The organism is Telmatospirillum siberiense, assembly GCF_002845745.1.
Classification (GTDB): domain Bacteria; phylum Pseudomonadota; class Alphaproteobacteria; order Rhodospirillales; family Magnetospirillaceae; genus Telmatospirillum; species Telmatospirillum siberiense.
In genome coordinates this window covers 20266-41668 of the sequence record NZ_PIUM01000034.1, presented here as the reverse complement: position 1 = coordinate 41668, position 21403 = coordinate 20266, and the positions used below count along the sequence as shown (strand labels likewise).

Annotated in this window: 6 protein-coding genes; 4 read left to right on the top strand and 2 right to left on the bottom strand. The window is 63.5% G+C overall.

Going from position 1 to position 21403, the window contains the following annotated elements; genetic code table 11:
• Positions 1 to 32 precede the first annotated feature (32 nt).
• Positions 33 to 2459, top strand: a complete 2427-nt coding sequence (locus tag CWS72_RS22305) for a glycoside hydrolase family 31 protein (protein WP_101252863.1) — start codon at positions 33 to 35, stop codon at positions 2457 to 2459.
• Here the strand turns inward: CWS72_RS22305 and CWS72_RS22300 are convergent.
• Positions 2419 to 2688, bottom strand: a complete 270-nt coding sequence (locus tag CWS72_RS22300; protein WP_241911853.1) for a LysR substrate-binding domain-containing protein — start codon at positions 2686 to 2688, stop codon at positions 2419 to 2421. The genes CWS72_RS22305 and CWS72_RS22300 overlap by 41 nt on opposite strands.
• A 96-nt stretch (positions 2689 to 2784) precedes the next feature.
• Between CWS72_RS22300 and CWS72_RS22295 the strand changes: the two genes are divergently transcribed.
• A complete protein-coding gene (locus tag CWS72_RS22295; protein ID WP_101252861.1) occupies positions 2785 to 3777 on the top strand; it encodes an aldo/keto reductase in 993 nt (330 codons plus the stop codon).
• Positions 3778 to 3787: 10 nt separating this feature from the next.
• Here the strand turns inward: CWS72_RS22295 and CWS72_RS22290 are convergent, their stop codons facing one another.
• Positions 3788 to 6574: an ATP-dependent DNA helicase gene (locus CWS72_RS22290; RefSeq protein ID WP_101252860.1), complete on the bottom strand. Its 2787-nt coding sequence runs from the start codon at positions 6572 to 6574 to the stop codon at positions 3788 to 3790.
• A 112-nt stretch (positions 6575 to 6686) separates the two neighbouring features.
• Between CWS72_RS22290 and CWS72_RS22285 the strand changes: the two genes are divergently transcribed.
• Positions 6687 to 8303 carry a lysine--tRNA ligase gene (locus CWS72_RS22285; RefSeq protein ID WP_101252859.1) on the top strand — a complete coding sequence of 539 codons (1617 nt, stop codon included), beginning with the start codon at positions 6687 to 6689 and terminating at the stop codon, positions 8301 to 8303.
• Between the two features lie 460 nt (positions 8304 to 8763).
• On the top strand, positions 8764 to 21393 hold the full coding sequence (locus CWS72_RS22280) for a hypothetical protein (RefSeq protein ID WP_146002838.1): 12630 nt from the start codon (positions 8764 to 8766) through the stop codon (positions 21391 to 21393).
• Positions 21394 to 21403: the final 10 nt, after the last annotated feature.

The window sequence follows — 21403 nt, the reverse complement described above, 5'->3', positions numbered from 1 at the left end:
CAGCCCACCGAAAAACAGGAACGACATTCAAGATGACCCTAGCCACCGCCCCCCTTTTTTCGCTGACGGAAAAGACAGGCAACCATCTCGTGCTGAGCTGCGCCGAAGGGCATACCGCGCATGTCTTTCCGCTGGAGAACGACATCATCCGGGTGATGGTCCTGCCGTTTTCCGAACTCCGCTTTCCGCGCACCTGGGCCATCGCGCCCGGCGGAGACGATGTTCCGACGGAAGGCCGGGACCGCTTCGACCTTTCCGGATTCACGCTGCCTTCCTACTCCGTCGACGAACATCCCGACCGGCTGATCCTGTCCACCGCCTGCCTGCGCCTCACGATCGTCTTGAAGGGATTCTTCTGCCGGTGGGAAAGTTTCCTCGACGGAGCATGGCGCCCGGCCGCCGCGGACAGGGAAACGCAAAGCTACAATTTCGGCTGGTGGGACCGTCGCGTGTACCACTATCTGAAACGTGAAACCGACGAAAAATATTTCGGCCTGGGCGAGCGGGCCGGCGCAGCCGACCGCTGCGGCCAGAGCTATCGCATGACCAATATCGATGCGATGGGATACAGCGCGCGAACCACGGATCCGCTTTATAAGCACATCCCCTTTTACATGGTCTGGAAAAGCGCCAGCCGGGTTCCCCTGGGCTTCTTCTACGACACGCTGGCCGACTGCACCTTCGACATGGGCCGCGAACTCGACAATTATCACGGGCTGTACCGCCATTTCATCGCCGAGCATGGCGATCTCGACTACTACGTGATCGGTGGAACCGAGCCCGCCGACATCACGCGCCGCTTCACCTGGCTGACCGGCCGGCCTGCCTTCATGCCGAAATGGAGCCTGGGATATTCCGGCTCGACCATGAGCTATACCGACGCGCCGAACGCCCAGGAGCGGATGGAAGAGTTTCTGGAGAATTGCCGGACGCACGATATCCTCTGCACATCCTTTCATCTGTCGTCGGGCTACACCTCGATCGCCGGAAAGCGCTACGTGTTCCACTGGAACCGCGACAAATTCCCGGATCCCCAAGGTTTTGCCCAGCGCTATCTGGATCACGGCGTCCGCCTGTGCGCCAACATCAAGCCATGCCTGCTCAAGGATCATCCCCGGTTCGCGGAAGCCGAGCGGGAGGGACTGTTCGTCCACGGCCGAGACGGCGCGCCGACCGCAGTACAGTTCTGGGACGAGACCGGCGCCTATCTCGACTTCACCAATCCCAAGACCATCGCCTGGTGGCGCTCCAGGGTGACGGACGCGCTGCTCGACTACGGCATCGCCTCCACCTGGAACGACAACAACGAATTCGAAATTTGGAGCGACGACGCGCTGATCGACGGTTTCGGCACAGCCCAACCGGCCCGCAACGCCAAACCCTTGCATACCCTGCTGATGCTCCAGACATCGAAGCGGGCCCAGGAGATCCACGCGCCGGACAAGCGGCCATTTCTGATCTCGCGCTCGGGCGCCGCCGGCATGCAGCGCTATGTGCAGACCTGGTCGGGTGACAATTACACGAGCTGGGAAACGTTGAAATACAACGTCCGCATGGGCTGCGGGCTGGCATTGTCCGGCGTCTCCAACCTCGGCCACGACATCGGCGGATTCGCCGGTCCCCGCCCCGATCCGGAACTGTTCCTGCGCTGGGTGCAGTTCGGCATTTTCCTCCCGCGTTTCTCCATTCATTCCTGGAACGACGATCAAACGGCCAACGAACCCTGGATGTATCCGGCGCTCACCCCTTTCATCCGCGACCTGATCAAATTCCGCGCCCGTCTGGTTCCCTATCTTTACGACCTGTTGTGGCGCTCACACAGCCGCTACGAACCGATGATCCGTCCGACCTTCCACGACTTTCCGGACGATCCCAGATGTTTCGAGGAAAACGACGACATGCTGCTGGGGGCGAACCTGCTGGTCGCACCGGTGGTGGAGCCGGGCGTCCTGTCGAGACGGGTCTACCTGCCCGCCGGCGCCGACTGGTACGATTACTGGACCGGCCAATATTTCGTCGGCGGCCGGGAGATCGAATTGGCGGCCCCCTGGGATCGCCCGCCCCTGCTGGTCCGGGCCGGCGCGATCCTGCCCCTCAACCTCGCCGAGCAGCACTTCAACCAACCGGCCGACGAGCGTGGCTTCGCCATATTTCCGCCCGCCGCGCCGGGACGCTTCGCGACGACGATTTTCGAAGACGACGGCGACGGCGGGGATTACCGGCAGGGACTTTATGGGACCTGGGACATCGCGCTCGAAACGTCCGTCCGGGATCTCGTCATCGATATCGCCGCCGCCGGGAAGGTCCCCCCGACGGCGTCGCGGATCGACGTCCTTTTGCCGCGCTCGGAAAGCAGATCCATCCATCTGAAGCAAGGCGTTCTCCTTGCCGAAGGATACCGGGATGGTTGGCGGGTTCTCACCGTCGGACTGACGGATGGCCTGCCGCATTGTCCCTGATGAAATCGATCAGGGCCCGCAGCGCCGGCCGTAAATGGCTGCGGGACGGATAATAGAGGAAAAAGCCCGGATAGGTCGGGCACCAATCGTCGAGGACGCGCACCAGGGCGCCGGACGCCAGATAAGGCGCCGCGCGGGCCTCGACGCCGTAAGCCAAGCCGACCCCGGCGAGCGCCGCGTCATAGATCCGCCCGTTGTCGTTGAGAAGCAGCGCGGCCGGCACGGCCACGCTCAAATCCCGCCCATCTTTGGAAAATTCCCAACGATGGGGCCCAAGTCTGTCAACATCACCCGCTCTCCCCCCTTTTCCACCAGGAGCAGCGTTATGGAACAGCGTCACCTCGGCCCTCTTTCAGTCTCCGCCATCGGGCTGGGCTGCATGGGAATGAGCCACGCCTATGGCGGACAGCCCGAGGCGGCCTCCATCGAGGTCATCCACCGCGCCATCGATCTCGGCGTCACCTTCTTCGACACCGCAGAAGTCTACGGCCCGTTCGAAAACGAAATTCTCCTCGGCCGCGCCTTGCGCGGACGACGCGACAAGGTGGTCATCGCCACCAAATTCGGCTTCCGCTTCACACCGAAGGAAAATGGCGTGAGCAGCGTCCTGGGCTTCGACAGCCGGCCCGAGCATGTGCGCGACGTGGCCGAGGCCTCGCTGAAGCGCCTCGGCATCGATCATATCGACCTTTTCTACCAGCATCGGGTGGACCCCGACGTGCCCGTCGAGGACACCGTCGGCGCACTGGCCGATCTGGTGAAGGAAGGCAAGATCAGGGCCATCGGCCTTTCCGAAGCGCCCGCCGAGATCATCCGCCGGGCCCACGCCATCCATCCGGTCGCGGCGGTGCAGTCGGAATATTCCCTGTGGACTCGCGATCCCGAGGCCGCCGTGCTGCCCACCTGCACGGAGTTGGGAATCGGCTTCGTCCCCTTCAGTCCGCTTGGTCGAGGACTGCTGTCAGGCGCCGTGCGCAACGGCGGAGATCTCTCGGAAAACGACTTCCGCAAGACCCTGCCCCGGTTCAGCGAGGAAAATCTGGCGGCCAACGTCGTCCTGGCCGACGCGCTGGCCCGACTGGCGGAGGCCAAGGGCTGCACCTCGGCCCAGTTGGTCCTGGCCTGGGTGCTGGCCCAGGGCAGGGCCATCGTGCCGATCCCCGGCGTGCGCAAGCTGGCCCATCTCGAGGACAATGTGAAGGCGGCGGCACTGCGTCTGAGCGCCGAGGACTTGGCCGCCGTCGAAGCCGCCGTGCCGGTCTCGGCCGTCCACGGCGGACGCTATCCGGAGGGGGACCCCATCAACCAGCGACGGTAAGTCGGCCGTTTCACTCGTCCTGCGCCTGGTTCCGTCCCAGGAAGTCCTTTGTGATCGCCACCGCCTCGGCCAAGCCGACCCGTTCGGGCACCACACCCGGCGGGAAGGCGCCGGCCAGACGCGACGGCATCATCGGATCGAGGAGGACGAACAGGCCGGCATCGCCGGAGCGGCGGATCAGACGGCCGAATGCCTGCTTCAGCCGAAGCCGGGTGATCATGTCGTCATAGGCCTTGCCGCCAAAAGCGGCGCGGCGCGCCTTATGCAGGATGTCGGGACGCGGCCAGGGCACCCTGTCGAAGACGATGAGCCGCAGCGAACGTCCCGGCACATCTACCCCGTCACGCACGGCATCGGTTCCCAGCAGGCAGGCATCTTCCTCCGCACGGAAGATGTCGACGATGGTGCTGGTATCCATCCCCTCCACATGCTGAGCCAGAAGGTCGATCCCGCAGGCGTCCAGCGGTTCCCGGATCCGTCTCCAGACCTCCTTCAGGCGGCTGACGGCGGTAAACAGGCCAAGGCCGCCGCCTCCGGCCGCCTTGAACAGCTCGCGGTAAGCGGCGGCGACCTGGGCGAGATCGTCCTTGCGCACGTCGGTGATCACCAGCACCCGGGTACAGGCCACATAGTCGAAGGGCGAGGCGACCGCCGCCCGCACCGCCGGCAACGGAAGATGATGCGCCCCGGTCCGCTGTTCCGCCGTATCCCAGTCGGCTTCCGTCTCCCCCGTACCGTCACGCAAGGTCGCCGAGGTGATCAGCACGCCATGCGCCGGCGCGGCGACGAATTTGGCGAAGGGAATCGTCGGATCGATCCAGTGACGCGAAAAACCGATGTCGATGTCGCGGCCGTCGATCCGCTCGACGGCGAACCAGTCGACGAATTCCTCTCGCGGTTCGGCCGACAGTCCACCCAGCATGTCGCGCCAGGCCGCCGCCGGGGTCAAAGCCCGCCGGTCGATGCTCCGCATGATCGCTTCGATACGCCCACGGGTGGCGGTTTCCAATTCGGCGGCTTCGTCATCGAGCAGATCCCCCAGCGCCTTGGACAACACCCGCAAGGGTTTGGCCAAACGGTCGAGAGCCTGCGACAGGGCTTCGGCCGCGCCGATCAGGCCGTCGACGGGCGGCCTGGGATCGCATTCAAGGCTGTAAGGCGAATCGGGGCCTGAGGTGCGCGCATAGACCTGCTGGCGAAGCAAGGTCAGAAAAGTTTCCGCGGCGCCCTGCGGCTGGCCTTCCGCCAGCCTCTGATGCCACCCTGTCGACGGCAATTGACGAGCGGCCTGCAATGCGTCGTCGAGGGCGGTCAGGGCCGCCTGCTGTCCCCCCAGCAGATCCTCGCACCGCCGTTTCAGGCCACGGGCACGGGTGCGCGCCCCGTCGGACTCGGCGCCCAGCAGCCAACGGCGCAACTCGGCCGCCTCCATGCCCGACAAATCGGCGGAAAAACCGCTGTCCGCCGCCTCGAAGACATGGTGGCCCTCGTCGAAGACATAGCGGGTCGGCAGAACCCCGTCGTCCAGGCCGCCAAACGCCGCCTGCATCATCACCAGGGCGTGGTTGGCCACCACGATGTCGGCCCGCCGGGCCCGCCGAACGGTCTTTTCAATGAAACATTTGCGGAAATGCGGACAAGCGGAATAGATGCATTCGCCGCGACGGTCGGCCAGACCGATGGTGCGCGGCTTGCCCAGAAGATCGACCAGCCAGCCCGGCAGATCCCCTCCCACCATGTCGCCATCGCGGCTGGCCAGAACCCATCGGGCCATCAGAGCCAAAGCGACCGCTTCGTCGCCGCCGCCGTCCTTGCGGGCGCGGAACCGCTGCACCGCCTCTTCGAGATTGAGAAGGCAGAGATAGTTTTCCCGGCCCTTGCGGATCACCACCTTCCGCGCCTTGAGCGCCGGGTCCGGATAAAGCCGGCCCAGTTCGCCATCCAACTGGCGTTGCAGATTGCGGGTATAAGTGCTGATCCACACCGGTCCCAGGTTCTTCTCGGCCCACAGACTGGCCGGCGCGATATAGCCCAGGGTCTTGCCGGTTCCGGTCCCGGCCTCCGCCAACACCAGATTGGGCGCCCCCGCCATCTGCCGGGGCGCAAAGGCCAGGGCGGCGGCGGACGCGTAATCGGCCTGGGTAGGCCGCTGCTCGGCCCCCTGTCCCAGAATTTCGGCCAGTCGTTGACGGGCTTCGCCCGGCTCGACCGGCACATTGCCCGGGGGCGGTTCGGGAGCATGATCGCTCCACTCGCCCAAACGGTCCCAGACCTGCAGCGCGCTCGCACCGCGGCCCTGGTCATGGGCACCGCCCAGGGCCGCCAGCACCGCGCTCGCCCAAGGCCAGCCGGCCCGGGCCAGAACCCAGGCCAGCCCTCGCGCGTCGGCCTGCTTTGCGGCATGCAGAAGAGGCGTCGCGCGAACCAGTTCGTCCAGCAGATGCCGGGCCGCCCGCGCCAGGCTTTCCACCTCGTCCTCGTGCGTGTGGGGCACCGGCAGGTCGAGAGCATCGGCCAAGCCGCGAACGGTGGGCACGCAGAAGGTGGCGGGCCGCACGAAAGCGAAGAGCTCCAGCAGATCGAAGGCGGGGAAGGGATCGCCCTTGATGGCCAGCCGCGCCGCCACCGCCGGTCGATGGACCAGCATGACGGGCGCCGCCCGCAAGCGGCGGATAGCCTCGGGGATTTTCAAGGTTTCCATCTCGCCGTCCGCGCTCAGCCACTGAGCCCCACCGGGGTGGGCCACCAGGGCGGAAACGGCAGGCAGAAGAAGACGAGGGGGTTCGGCAGCGCTCATGGCGGGCAATATAAAGATGGAAGAGAGGGTCACAGCAAGCGTCATCGTTGACGAGCCCGGCAGAGCAGCCTAGTTTTTCCAGCTTTCCCCAACTCTTATGTGATTGAAACCCATGTCCGACACCCTTCGCGACCTAGCCCGCTCCGCCACCGCCTGGCCCTGTCAGGAAGCCGTGGCCCTGCTCGATCAACGGTTGAAAGGGGAAAAACCGGCCAAAGGGTATGTTCTGTTCGAAAGCGGCTATGGCCCCTCGGGCCTGCCCCACATCGGCACGTTCGGGGAGGTGGCGCGCACGACCATGGTGCGACGGGCCTTCGAATTGCTGGCCCCGGACATTCCGACCCGCCTGTTCGCCTTTTCCGATGACCGCGACGGCCTGCGGAAAGTCCCCGACAACATTCCCAACAAGGACATGGTGCGCGAATACCTGGGCATGCCGCTGACCAAGATTCCAGATCCTTTCGGCACCCATCCGTCCTTCGGCCATCACAACAACGCCATGCTGCAGGGATTCCTCGATTCCTTCGGGTTCGAATACGAATTTCAAAGCGCCAGCGACTGGTATCTCTCGGGTCGTTTCGACGAGGGCTGCCGCAAGGTCCTTGAGCATTACGACGCCATCATGGACGTCATGCTGCCGACCTTGGGCGAGGAACGCCAGCAGACCTACAGCCCGTTTCTGCCGGTCTGCCAGAAAACCGGAAAGGTTCTGCAAGTTCCCGTGGTCGAGCGGAATGCCCAGGCCGGCACCATCGTCTACAAGGACGAGGATGGCTCTCTCGTCGAGACGCCGGTGACCGGGGGACGGGTGAAGCTGCAGTGGAAGGCCGACTGGGCCATGCGCTGGTATGTGCTGGGCGTCGATTATGAAATGTCGGGCAAGGACCTGATCCCCAGCTATCAGTTGGCCAGCCGCATCTGTCGGATCATGGGTGGCACGCCGCCGATGAATCTGAGCTACGAGCTGTTCCTGGACGAAAAGGGACAGAAAATTTCGAAGTCGAAGGGCAACGGCCTTTCGGTGGAGGACTGGCTGCGCTATGCGCCGCCGGAAAGCTTGGCCCTGTTCATGTATCAGAAGCCGAAGGCGGCCAAGCGGCTTTATTTCGATATCATTCCGCGGACCGTCGACGATTATCTGACTTTCGTGGAAAAATTTCCGTCCGAAGAGGACGCCAAGCGCCTCAACAATCCGGTGTGGCACATCCATCACGGCCATCCGCCCAAGCCGGAAACCGGCCTGTCATACAATATCCTGCTGAACCTGGCTTCGGTCTGCCATGCCGAGGACCGCACCGTGTTGTGGCATTTCATCAGCCGCTACGTGCCTGAGGCGACACCGGACAACGCCCCCTTCCTCGACAAGCTGGTCGATTACGCGGTGGCCTATTATCAGGACTTCGTCAAACCCAATAAGCGCTACCGGACACCATCGGCCGACGAGCGGGCGGCACTGGCCGAGTTGGCCGAGGCCCTGACCTCGCTGCCGGCGCAAGCCGAGGCGGAGGCCATCCAAACGGCGGTTTACGAAGTGGGCAAGCATCACCCCGTATTTGCCGATCTCCGCGCGTGGTTCCTCGCCCTTTATGAAATTCTTCTCGGCCAGGATCAGGGACCACGGATGGGTTCCTTCATCGCGCTCTACGGGGTCGAGGAGACCGTCGCCTTGATCAAGCGGGTTCTGGCCGGCGAGGATCTGGCGGCGCAAGCGACGGCGGCACGCGGATAAAAAAGCACCATCGCCGGTGCTCATCAGTCCTGGATGGGCATGGAACGCCCCAATAGGCAAAACCTGCCGGGCAACGGGAAGCAAATGACCAGCTTTCCGTGCCCCGGCAGGTACCCCCCGCCTCGAAAAAATTCATAAATTTCAATATATTAATATTTTCTTAAAGAGGATGGCCCCACATTTGCTAGATCCCGTGAGGGAATCCGTGTCATCCGGGTCTTCGAAGGGAGCACAAGGGGTAGTCGCACTATTACAAAAGGGTGATGGTGCCTATTTTTGTCTTTATTGCTTAGAACACGTTTGGTTGATATCCGAGAATTTTACTAAAGCAATAATCCCATATCGCCCCCGGTAAACAAGGCCCAGGGAACTCGCCGAGTGGCCACCCAACTCTCGGTCGGCTTGGAACATTGAGAAGGCTGGGAAAGCCTGCTCGTAAAGTGGTGGGAGGTGTGTTGCCGTGTCGTCCGTGTCATCTCTCAGCGTTGCCGATATCGCCGGACTGACGTCGACGGCCATCAAATCGCTGACGGCCGCCGACATCAAATCCCTGTCCACTGACCAAGTGGCCGCTTTTACCGTCACGGAAATCGAAGAGCTGAACACGACTCAGCTCCAGGCGTTGACGACCACCCAGGTGGCGGCTCTGACGACGACGCAGATCGATGCGTTGACCGTCAGCCAGATGGTGTTCACCGCCACACAGCTTTCGGTTCTTATCGACGCTCAGGTCGAGGCCTTGGGGGCCGAAGAGGTCGCCTCCCTCTCCACCTTGCAGATCAAGGGGCTGACCGCGGACGAGCTGCAGGCCCTGACCCCCGCGGAATTCGCCGCCCTGACACCGACGCAGATCGGAGCCTTGACCGCCACGCAAATGCAAGGCTTGAGCTCGACCGAGCTGCAGGCCCTGACCACCACCCAGATCGGCGGGCTGGCCTCGACGCAGGTCAGAGCGATGACCACCACCCAGCTTTCCTATCTGTCGGCGACCCAGTTCGCCGCCCTGACCTCGACCCAGATGAGCGGCTTGACGTCGTCACAGATGAGCGCGCTGGCGATGACCCAGATCGACGCCATGACGACGACCGAAATCGCGTCGTTGTCGGGCTCGCAAATCCAAGGATTGACCGCCACCGAGCTGGCTTCGCTCGATGCGACCGAGATCGCCTCCCTGACCTCGACGCAGATCGCGGCGATGACCGTGACGCAAATCTCGAACCTGACGACCACCCTGCTCACGCAACTCACCACCACCCAACTGGGCGGACTGACCGCCGCGCAGGTCAAAAATCTGACCGGAGATCAGATCGACGTCCTGACGACGACGGACATTTCGTCTTTGACGACGACGCAGATCAAGGGACTGACCGATACCCAGATCGCCGAATTGTCGCTCAGCCAGATCGCGGCACTCACCGCCACCCAGATGGGAGCTCTGAGCAACACCGGCATCAGCGGCCTTTCCTCGACGCAGATCGCCGCGCTGACCACCACCCAGGTTCTCGGCTTGACGGCCACCGAGTTGGCTGCGTTCAGCGACGGCCAGCTAAGCTGCCTTTCCGCGCTCAACCTGTCGACGATTTCGACGTCGCAGATCATCGGCCTGACCGCGACGCAGATCTCCGACCTGACCCTGACCGAGATCGGCATCCTGACGACCACGCAACTGGGCGCCCTGACCGCCACCCAGGTTTCGAAGCTTACCGATACCCAGGTCGCCGCTTTGACGCTAACACAGTTTGCGGCACTTTCCTCGACGCAGATCGGAGCTTTGTCGACCTCCGCCCTTGGTGGGTTGACGACGGCAGAGGTCACCGCGCTTACCACCACTCAGATCCAGGGACTCACCACTACTCAGGTGGCGGCATTGTCCGTGACCGATATTGCGGCGCTCGCCACCACCCAGATTGCCGCCCTGACCAACACGCAGGCCCACTATCTGACCAACAACCAACTGGCGACTCTGTCACTCGCCCAACTGGCCGCGATGACGTCGACCCAGATCAGCTGGTTCAGCGTGACCGCCATCGGCGGGCTGACCTCCACCGAGATCGCCGCCCTCACCACCACCCAAGTCAAGGGCTTAACCTCGACGCAGGTCGGCGCGCTCGGCAGCGACCAGCTCGCCGCCATGACGACAACCGAGCTGACCATGCTCTCAGCCACACAGATCAAGGGACTCACCACCACTCAGGTGGCGTCATTGTCCGAGGACGAACTGGCGGCTCTCACCACCACCCAGATCGCCGCCATGACCTCGACGCAGGTCCACTATCTGACCGACAACCAGATGACAAGTCTCTCGTCTGCCCAATTGGCAGCGATGACGTCGACCCAGGTCAGCTGGCTCAGCGTAACCGCCATCGGCGGACTGACGACCACCGAGATCACCCAGCTCACCACTACTCAGCTTGCCGGATTGACCTCAACTCAGATCAAGGTTCTATCGGTTGAGCAGATCTCGGCCTTGACCACGACCGAGCTTTCCTCCCTGACAGCCACACAGATCAAAGGGCTGGTCGACACCCAGGTCTCGGCTTTGTCACTGGACCAGATAGGCGCCCTCAACGCGACCCAGTTGGCCGCGATGACAACCACGGGCATCGACGGTTTGACGGCAACCCAAATCGCCCAACTGACCACCACGGAAATCAGCCGGTTGACCGCCACCCAATTGGGTTCGATGAGCGGGGATCAGCTATCCAGCATGTCTGCGACGTTGCTGGCGGCGCTCACCACCACCGAACTCAAAGGGCTCACCACCACTCAGGTGGCGGCGCTGTCCCAGGACGAACTGGCGGCGCTCACCACCACCCAGATTACCGCCCTGACCACGACGCAGGTCCACTATCTGTCCGACAGCCAGATGGCGTCTCTCTCGCTCGCCCAGATAGGTGCAATATCGGCGACCCAGGTTAGCTGGCTCAGCGTAACCGCCATCGGTGGGCTGACCACCACCGAGGTCGCCGCCCTCACCACCACCCAGGTCAAGGGCTTGACCTCGACCCTGATCAGCGCGCTCACCAGCGATCAGTTGGCCGCCATGACCTCGACGGAACTGGCGATTCTGACCTCTACTCAAGTCAAAGGCCTTACCGCTACCCAGGTAGCGTCACTCAACACCACCCAGATTGCCACCCTCACGGCGACACAGATGGGAGCCTTGACGACCACGGCGATCAAGGGGTTGACCGCCGATCAGATCGCACAACTGACGACGACGGTTCTCAGCCGGCTGACCGCGACGGAGATCGGCGCGATGAGCACGGACCAGCTCGCCGCCATGACGACGAGCGAGCTGGCCGCACTCTCCACTACCCAGGTTAAAGGACTCACCACCACTCAGGTGGCGGCGCTGTCCGAGACCGCATTGGCGGCACTGACCACCACCCAGATTGCCGCCCTGACCAACACGCAGACCCACTATCTGAGCGACAACCAGATAGCGGCTCTCTCGCTCGCCCAATTGGCCGCGATGACGTCGACCCAAGTGAGCTGGCTTAGCGTAACCGCCATCGGCGGACTGACGACGACCGAGATCGCCGCGCTCTCCACCACCCAGCTCAAGGGCATTACATCGACCCAGGTGACGGCGTTGTCAGTGGCTGACATTGCGGCGCTCTCCACCACCCAGATTGCCGCCCTGACCAACACGCAGGCCCACTATCTGAGCAGCAATCAGTTGGCGGCTCTCTCACTCGACCAACTGGCCTCGATGACATCGACCCAGATCAGCTGGCTTAACGTGACCGCCCTTGGCGGGCTGGCGATGACCGAGATCGCCACGCTCTCCACCACCCAGGTTCGAGGATTGACCTCGACACAGATCGGAGCGCTCAGTAGCGACCAGTTGGCCGCCATGACGACATCCGATTTGGCCGCGCTCTCCACCACCCAGCTCAAGGGCCTCACCACCACTCAGGTCGCGGCATTGTCCGATACTGAATTGGCGGCGCTCTCCACCACCCAAATTGCCGCCCTGACCTCCACACAGGCCCACTATCTGACCGACGACCAGATAGTAAATCTCTCGGCCGCCCAACTGGCCGCCATGACATCGACCCAGGTCAGCTGGCTCAGCGTAACCGCTATCGGCGGATTGACGACCACCGAGATCTCGGCGCTCTCCACCACCCAGATCCGAGGACTGACATCGACGCAGATCGGCGTACTCAGCACCGATCAGATCAGTTGCCTGACCACCACCGAGATGGCGCTGCTTTCCGCCACCCAGATCAAGGGATTCACGGCGACCCAGATCGCGGCACTGTCGACCACCCAACTCGCCGCGCTTACGGCGACCCAGATTTCGGCGCTGACCAGCGCGGAAATTGGCGGTCTCAGCGATAGCCAGATCGCGGCATTGACGACGACGCAATTGCGCGGCGTGACCGCTACCCAAATGGCGGCGTTCAGCATCACCCAGCTCAGCGATCTGAGTTCCACCGATCTGACCGCGCTGACCACCACCCAGCTGAGAGGACTGACCGCAACACAGGTAGCCTCGCTCTCCAGCAGCGAACTGGCCGCCCTGACCTCGACGCAGTTGCGTTCGATGACAGCCACCCAGATCGCCAGCCTGACCGACACCCAGATTGCTGCCCTGACGACCGATCAGTTTTCCGGTCTGACCTCGACACAAATGGCGTCGCTGACCACCACGGCGATCGGCGGCCTGACCGCCACCGAGCTGGCGGTCCTCACCACCGCGCAAATCAGAGGATTGACCGCGACACAAATCGGCAGCATGACGGCGACGCAACTCAGCGAGATCAGTACCAGCAATCTCGCCGCCCTCACCGCCACCCAGATCAAGGGAATGACCGCGGCCCAGATCGCCGCCATGACCACCACCCAGATCGCCGACATGACCGTAACGGAACTGGGAGCTCTCTCGGCAACGGCGATCAGCGGATTGGCAACCACTCAGATCGCCGCCTTGACGGCCACGCAAATCTACAGTCTGACGTCAACACAGATCGCCGCTCTCAGTACCGACCAATTGGGCAGTTTGACGACCACTGAGCTCGCAGCCCTCACCACCACCCAAATCAAGGGGCTGACGACCACGCAAGTGTCGTCCCTGACCACCGATCAGTTGACCGTCCTGACCACGACTGAGATCGCCGCGCTGACCACCACACAGGTTGCCAGCCTGGGAGACACCCAGGTAGCGGCGCTCAGCTCCACTCAATTGGGAGCCTTGTCGCCCACGCAAATCAGTGCATTGTCGACCACCGGCATCGGTTCGCTGACCGCAACCGAAATCGCGGCGCTCACCACCACGCAGATCAAGGGGTTAACGGTCACTGAACTGGCGAGTTTGACATCCGATCAGCTCAGCGGCCTGACGACGACCGAACTCGCGAAGTTCTCAACGACGCAGCTCGCCGGACTGACCGCCACTCAGATCGGTCAGCTTACCACCACACAGCTCAGTGTACTGACGGCCACCCAACTGGCGGCGCTCACCACCACGGAAATCGGCGGACTGACCGATACGCAGGTGGCCTCCCTCTCCACCACGCAATTGCGCGGTTTGACGGCAACGCAGATCGGCGCCTTGAGCACCGGGCAGCTCAGCGATCTGACGGCCGCGGATCTGGCGGCGCTCACCACCACGCAGGTCAAGGGACTGACGACCAAGCAGGTGGGATCTCTCACCGCCACGGAACTCTCCTCGCTCTCCTCCACCCAGTTGGGAGCGTTGACGGCCACACAAGTCGGCAGCCTGATCGACACTCAGATGGCCGCGCTCACCATCACCCAGCTCGCCGGCTTCAGCTCGACGCAGATCGGCGCCCTGTCCACCACGGCGGTCGGAGGACTGACCGCGACCGAATTGGCGGCGCTGACCACCACCCAGATCTCAGGCCTGACCGCGACGCAGGTCGGAGCATTGACCTCCGACCAGCTCGCCTCCCTGACCAGCACGGAAATGGCGGCGTTGACCACGACGCAGGTGAAGGGGCTGACCAACACGCAGGTGGCTAGCCTGACGGTTACGCAAATCGCCGCCTTCACCTCGACCCAGTTCAGCGCCCTCTCCGCAGCCGGCATCAGCGGTCTGACCGCCACGCAACTGGCCGCGCTCACCGCCACCCAGCTTTCCACCCTGACCGCCACGGAAATCGGCGCCTTGAGCGCCGATCAACTCGGCAATTTGACGGCGGACGAACTCGCCAACCTGACCGCGACGCAGATCAAGGGCCTGACGGCGACTCAGATCTCCACCTTGACCACGACCGAGCTGTCGGCATTGTCCTCGACGCAACTGGCCGCGCTGACGGCGACGCAGATCGGCAATCTGGTCGATTCGCAGATTGCATCACTTTCCACCACGCAGCTTTCCGGCTTGACGGCGACACAGGTCGCGGCGCTCTCCACCACGGCCATCGGCGGCTTGACCGCCACCGAACTGGCGGCCTTCACCACCACCCAGGTGAAGGCCCTGACCATCACGCAACTGGGCGCCATGACGACAAGCCAGTTCGTTTCCCTGACGAACACGGATCTCGCCGCCCTAACGACGACGCAAATGAAGGGATTGACGGATACGGAAGTCGCCGCGCTGGACACCACCCAGCTCGCCGTGCTGACCGCCACCCAATTGGGCGCCCTGTCAACGACGGCTATCGGCGGTCTGACCGATACGCAGATGGCCGCGTTGACCACCGTTCAGCTGCACGGACTGACCGCCACGGAAATCGGCAGCCTGACGTCCGAACAGCTTGCCAATCTGACGACGACGAACTTCGCCTCCCTTTACACCTCGCAAATCGCCGGGCTGACGACGTCCCAGATCGCCGCGCTGAACACCACCGAGATCGCGTCGCTCACCGTCACTCAATTGGGAGCTCTGACGTCCACTCAGATGGCGAGCCTGACGGACACGCAAGTGCAATTGCTGTCCACCACCCAGCTCGCCACCCTGACCTCGACGCAGATCGGAGCATTGTCCGCCACGGCCGTCGGCGGATTGACCGCCACCGAACTGGCCGCGCTTTCCACCACTCAGATGGAAGGCCTGACTGCGGCCGAACTGGCGGCAATGACCAGCACGCAGATCAGCGGACTGTCGAGCACGGCGCTTTCGGAACTGTCGACCAAGCAGATCGCCGCCCTGACCGATACGCAGATGGCGGCATTGACCACCACCCAGATCGCCTCCCTGTCGGCGACCCAGCTGGCGGCGCTGTCGACCACGGCGATCGGCGGACTGACCACCGACCAGTTGACCGCCCTGACCACCACCCAGCTTCACAATTTGACGTCGACCCAACTGAGCGCGCTGGACGGCGGCCAACTGGGCAGCCTGACCGCAACCGATCTGGCTTCGCTCACCACCACCCAGATCTCCGGGTTTAGCACCACCCAACTGGCGTCGCTGAACACCACCGAATTGTCGGCGTTGACCTCGACCCAGCTGGGTGCGCTGACCACCACCCAGATCGCCAGCCTGGTCGATACACAAATCGCCGGATTGAGTTCCACGCAACTTTCCGCCCTGACATCGACCCAGATCGGCGCCCTTTCGACCTCGGCGATCGGTGGATTGACCGCCACGGAACTGTCGTCGCTCACCACCACGCAGATTAAGGGGCTGACGTCTTCGCAGATCGGCGCGCTGACCGCCGCCCAAGTCGATTCCCTGACCACCACCGAGCTCGCCGCGCTGACCACCACCGCGATCAGCGGCTTGGCGGACACTCAGATCTCCACCCTGACCACGACGGAACTCGGCGTTCTGGCCTCGACGCAGATCGCCGCGCTGACCACCACCGCGATCACGGGGCTCAGCACCACCCAACTCCAATCCCTCAGCACGACCCAGCTTCGCGCCCTGACGGCGACCGAACTCAACAGCCTGGATTCGGACCAGTTGGGCAGCCTGACGACGACCGAACTGACCTCTTTGACAACCACCCAGGTTGCCTCGCTGTCGACCACGCAGATCGCCACCTTAAGCTCGACTCAAATCGCCGGACTGACGACCACCGAGATCGCGGCGCTGACGGCGACGGAAATCGGGGCTCTGACCGACACGCAGATCGCGGCGCTGTCGACCACGCAGCTCGCCGTTCTGGCGACGACGCAGGTCGCGGCGCTGTCAACCACTGGCGTCAACGGCCTGAGCACGACCCAACTGGCGGCGCTGAGCACGACCCAACTGGCGGCGCTGACCGCCACCGATCTTGGCTCGTTGACCACCACCCAGGTCGCCGCGCTCACCACGACGCAGATCAAGGTTCTCACCACCGCCGAACTTGCCGGTCTTGCCGAAACACAGATCGAAGCCCTGACCGCGACCCAGATGGCCGCCTTCTCGGCCGATCAGGTGGCGGCCTTGTCGACCACCGCCATCAACGGCCTCAGCACGACGCAATTGCGGGCGCTGACCACGACACAGCTCAACGCTCTCACCACGACGCAGATCTCGGCGCTGTCCAACACCCAGCTCGCCTCGCTGACGGCAACGCAGATCGGACTTCTGACCACAACGCAGATTCAAAGCCTGACGACCTCTGAATTGGCGGCTCTCACCTCCACCGAAATCGGAGGTTTGACGGTTACCCAAATCCAGTCGCTCACCACCACCGAACTGGCCGGCCTCGACGACACCCAGATCGCCGTGTTCTCCGCCACCCAGTTGGCGGCATTCTCTTCGACGCAGATCGGCGCCCTGTCCACCACGGCTATCGGCGGCTTGAGCGCCACCGAAGTCGCCGAGCTGTCCACCACCCAGATGAAAGGCCTGACGGCGACCCAGGTCGGCACCCTGACCACCGCCCAGATCGCCGCCCTGACCACCACCGAAATTTCCGCCATGACCTCGACCGGTATCGGCGGACTGGTCGACACCCAGGTGGCCGCGCTCACCACCACGCAGATCGCCGCGATGGCGACGACGCAGATCGCCGCGCTGTCCACCGCCGGCATCAGCGGCCTCAACCAGACGCAACTCGCCAATCTGACGACGACGCAGCTCCGCGCCTTGAGCGGGACGGAACTGGCAGCTTTGAGTTCGGACCAGCTTGGAAAGTTGAGCTCGACCCAACTGGCTTCGCTCACCACCACTCAGGTCAGACAACTCACCACCACCCAGATTGCCGCTTTGACCTCGACGGAACTGGCCGCGCTCACCACCACCGAGATCGCCGCGCTCACCACCACCGAGATCGCGGCATTGACGGATACGCAGGTCTCGGAACTGTCGGATGCGCAGCTTGGAGCCCTGACCGCCACGCAGATGGCGGCGCTGTCCACCACCGGCATCGATGGCTTGAGCGCCACGCAGATCGCCAAACTGACCACCACGCAGTTGGGGGCATTGACGGCGACCGAAGTCGGCGCCTTCACCACCACCCAACTCGCCAGTCTGACCACGACACAGATCGGCGTCCTGACCACCACCGAACTCAGCGGCCTGACCGCAACCCAGGTCGAAGCGCTGACACCCGCCCAGCTTGCGGTCTTGACGGTCGATCAGATGTCGGCCCTGTCGACCACCGGCATCAGCGGACTCAGCACGACACAGTTGCAGGCGCTGACCACGACGCAACTCAATGCGATCACCGCCACGCAGATGGCGGCTCTTACCGCCACACAACTGGCATCGCTGACCTCGACGCAGATCGGACTGCTGACGACCACCCAGATCCAGGGATTGACGGCAACGGAACTCAGCGCCCTGACCACCACCGAGCTGGGCGGATTGACGATAACCCAGATCCAGTCGCTGACGACCACCGAACTCAATGGACTGGTCGATACCCAGATCGCGGCATTCACCGCCACCCAGTTCGCCACCCTGACCTCGACGCAGGTCGGCGCCCTGTCGGTAACGGCCATCGGAGGCCTGACGACAGCCGAAATCACGGCGCTCACCTCGACCCAGATAAAGGGGCTGACGGCAACCCAGGTCGGCACTCTTTCCGTCAATCAGCTCGCCGCCCTGACCACCACCGAGATTTCGGCGCTCACCACCACCGGCATCAGCGGGCTGGTCGACACGCAACTCGCCGCGCTGTCCACGACGCAACTCGCCGCCCTGACGGCAACGCAGGTCGCCGCGCTGTCCACCACCGCCATCAGCGGCATCAGCGCCAATCAACTGGCCACGCTGACCTCCACCCAGCTCCGCGCCCTGACGCAGACGGAACTCAACGCGCTGAGTTCCGATCAGATCAGCAGCATGAGCACCACTCAGCTCGTCTCGCTGACCACCACCCAGGTCAAGACCTTGACCGCCACCCAGATCGCCGCCCTGACCTCCACCCAGTTGGCCGGCTTGACCACCACCGAAATATCGGCGCTCACCACCACGGAAATCGGCGCCCTGACCGATACGCAGGTGGCGGCGCTCACCACCACCCAGATCGACACTCTGTCGGCGACCCAGATGGCCGCCATCTCGACCACCGGCATCAGCGGCCTGACGACGACCCAGCTCCAGGCCTTGACGGATACCCAGCTGCACGCTCTGACCACCAGGCAGGTCGGCGCCCTCTCCGTCGCCCAGATCCACAGCCTGAACGCCACCGAAATAGGGTCGCTGACGACCACGGAAATCAGCGGCCTGACCGACACGCAGGTGGCGGCCTTGACCACCACACAGATCGCCGCCCTGGCGAACACGCAGATCGCCGCCCTGTCGACCACCGGCGTCAGCGGCCTGACCGCCACACAGATCGCCAGTCTGACATCGACGCAAATCGCGGCTCTGACGGCGACGGAACTGGGTGCCCTGAGTACCGATCAGCTTGCGGCGCTATCGGCCACGACCATCAGCGGCCTGACCACCACCCAAATCGCCGGACTGACGGCGACACAGATCCAATCGCTGTCGACCACCGAAATCAGTGGCCTGACCACCACCCAGTTGTCGGCTTTCACCGCCACCGAAATGGCCGCTCTACGCGATACGCAGGTGGCGGTGCTTTCCACCACCCAACTCGGCATTCTGAAGTCGACCCAGATGGCGGCGCTGTCCACCACGGGCATCGCGGCGCTGACCGATACCCAACTGGCGGCCCTCTCGACCATCCAGATGCACGCCCTGACCGCCACGCAGATGGGCGCCCTGACGGTCACGCAGATCAAAGACATGACCAGCACCGAGCTGGCCGGATTCAACACCACCCAGATCGGCGAACTGGTCGCCACGCAAGTCGGCGCTCTGACCTCTACGCAGATCGCCTCCCTGGCGGCGACGCAGATCGCGGCACTGTCCTCCACCGGCGTCAGCGGACTGACCGCCACTCAAATCGCCAGCCTGACCTCTACCGAGCTGGCGGCGCTCTCCACCACGGGTATCGGCGGACTGACCGCCACGGAAGTGGCGGCGCTCTCGACCACCCAGCTCGCCGGCCTCACCACCCAGCAAATGGCGGCCTTGTCGACGAGCGGCATCAGCGGCCTCAGCGCCACTCAGATCGCCAGCCTGACATCGACGCAGATCGGCGCCATCTCCAACACCGGGCTGGCCGGGCTGGCCGGCACCCAAGTCGCGGCACTGACCACCTCTCAGATCTCCGTTCTGCGCTCGACCCAAATCGCGGCACTGTCCACGGATGGCGTCAGCGGCTTGACCGCCACCCAGATGACCAATCTGACCACCGATCAGCTGAGCGGGCTGACGACCTCCGAGATCGCCGCATTGAGTTCCTCGGCGATCAGTGGGCTGACCACCACCGAAATGTCCAAGCTGACCACCACCCAGGTGAAGGCGTTGAGTTCGACCGAGCTTTCCGAACTGACCTCGACGCAGTTGGGAGCGTTGACCTGGACGCAGATCGGCTCGCTATCGACCACGGCGCTCGCCGGTTTGGCCGATACGCAGATCGCCACGCTCACCACCACTCAGCTCAAGGGACTGACGTCGACACAGATCGGCGCCCTGTCGACCACGGCGGTCGCCGGGCTGACCATCACCGAACTCGCCGCCCTCACCACCACCCAGATCGCCGGGTTGACCTACACCGAGATTCGCGCGCTGACGACCACGCAGATCGCCAATCTCAGCACCACCGATCTGGCAGCGCTCACCACCACGCAGCTCAGCGCCCTGACCAGCACCGAGGTCGGCGCTCTGACGACGACCCAGATCAACAGCATGACGTCGACACAGATCGGAGCCTTGTCGTCCGACGGAATTTCCGGCCTGACCACGGATCAGATCACGACCCTCAATCTGACGCAGATCGCCGGCTTGACGGCCACGCAGATCGGCGCCCTGACCTCCACCGAGATCAGCAGCCTTACGGCCACCGAAATCGCCGCCCTCACCGTTACCCAGTTCAGCGGTCTCTCGGCGACGGGAATTGCGGCTTTGACCAGCACCGAGATCGCCAGCCTCACCACCACCGAGATCGGCGCTCTGTCCGCGACAGGAATCAGCGGATTGACGTCGGTCCAGATCGCCAGCCTGACCGCCACCCAGTTCTCCGCGCTGACCTCTACCCAGATGGGCGCCTTGTCGGCGACGGCGATCGCGGGTCTCACCGAGACGGAAATCGAATCGATGACGCTGACCCAGATCAGCGGCCTGACGGCGACACAGTTGGGCGGCCTGACCGTGACCGAAATCGGCTATCTGACCAATACGGAAATTCAGGAACTGACCGTGACCCAGCTTGGCGAGCTGGTTCGCACCCAGCTCCGCGCTTTGAGCGCGAGCCAGATCGAGGCGTTGAGCACGACCCAGATCGCCGCGTTGACGCTGACCCAGATCAGCAACCTCACCACCGCGGAAATACAGGCCCTGACGACGACGCAATTCGCCGCCCTGACCTCGACCCAGATCGGCGGAATGACGGTGGATGCCCTGGGGAACGCCATCCAGGTCGGCGGATTGACGGTAACCCAGCTCGCCGCGCTGACCGAGGAAGAGGTATCGATACTGACGCCCGGTCAGATGAGCGGATTGACCACGACCCAGATCAGCGGATTGACCACGACGATCATCAGCGAGTTGACGGTAACCCAGCTTGACGCCTTGAATGTCACGCAGATCGACGCGTTTACAACCACCCAATTAAATAGTATGAGCGCTGTTCAGCTTGCCGCTGTGCAGGCCGCCGCATCATAATCTTGCACTT